The sequence below is a fragment of the Neobacillus sp. YIM B06451 genome, assembly GCF_032667185.1.
GTDB lineage: Bacteria > Bacillota > Bacilli > Bacillales > Cytobacillaceae > Bacillus_D.
In genome coordinates this window covers 1-400 of record NZ_JAVFKJ010000041.1, presented here as the reverse complement: position 1 = coordinate 400, position 400 = coordinate 1, and the positions used below count along the sequence as shown (strand labels likewise).

3 tRNA genes are annotated in these 400 nt (G+C 53.8%); all 3 read left to right on the top strand.

What is annotated here, in order from left to right:
- Positions 1–72 precede the first annotated feature (72 nt).
- The 3 genes from RB160_RS23975 (at position 73) to RB160_RS23965 (ending at position 337) form a co-directional block, all read left to right on the top strand.
- A tRNA-Ser gene (locus tag RB160_RS23975) sits at positions 73–163 on the top strand.
- Between the two features lie 16 nt (positions 164–179).
- Positions 180–254: transfer RNA gene (locus RB160_RS23970), tRNA-Glu, on the top strand.
- Between the two features lie 7 nt (positions 255–261).
- Positions 262–337: transfer RNA gene (locus tag RB160_RS23965), tRNA-Val, on the top strand.
- Positions 338–400 lie beyond the last annotated feature (63 nt).

Here is a 400-nt window from a genome sequence, read left to right as displayed (position 1 = left end):
GCTCAGTGGTAGAGCAATCGGCTGTTAACCGATCGGTCGTAGGTTCGAGTCCTACCTGCGGAGCCAACAAATGGAGAGCTGTCCGAGTGGCCGAAGGAGCACGATTGGAAATCGTGTATACGCTAACCGCGTATCAAGGGTTCAAATCCCTTGCTCTCCGCCATACATATTTTAATAATGGCCCCTTGGTCAAGCGGTTAAGACACCGCCCTTTCACGGCGGTAACACGGGTTCGAATCCCGTAGGGGTCACCATTTATTTGGAGGATTAGCTCAGCTGGGAGAGCATCTGCCTTACAAGCAGAGGGTCGGCGGTTCGATCCCGTCATCCTCCACCATAGGTTTATATTTTTTACCGTCGCGGGGTGGAGCAGTCCGGTAGCTCGTCGGGCTCATAACCC